The organism is Paraburkholderia sp. RL17-347-BIC-D (assembly GCF_046027915.1).
Lineage (GTDB): Bacteria > Pseudomonadota > Gammaproteobacteria > Burkholderiales > Burkholderiaceae > Paraburkholderia.
In genome coordinates, this window is the sequence record NZ_JARESS010000297.1 from 1 (window position 1) to 271 (window position 271).

Consider the following 271-nt stretch of genomic DNA (forward strand, 5'->3'; position numbering starts at 1 on the left):
AATGCTGCCCGCGGTAAAGATCGGCACGGTCAGCGAGCCTGCGTACGACCAGATCCGTGCCGGCCCGGTGAATAGCTTCGAGAACTGGCCGCTCGCCGTTCCGAACAGGCCCGTCAGTGAAATGGACGGAAAGTAAAGCGCGCGCGCGGCGCCGATCAATGCGTTTGCGGCGATGAGGTTCTGCTCCGCCTGACGCAGATCGGGACGACGCTGAAGCAGATCGGAAGGCAGGCCTGCCGGCACCGGCGGCACCTCGAGCTCCGTGAGTTCA

At 64.6% G+C, this 271-nt stretch carries 1 protein-coding gene; it reads right to left on the reverse strand.

Annotated features, from left to right (window positions below):
• A partial coding sequence (locus tag P0D96_RS48655) for a TolC family protein (RefSeq protein ID WP_408321529.1) occupies positions 1-271 on the reverse strand: 271 nt, incomplete at both ends.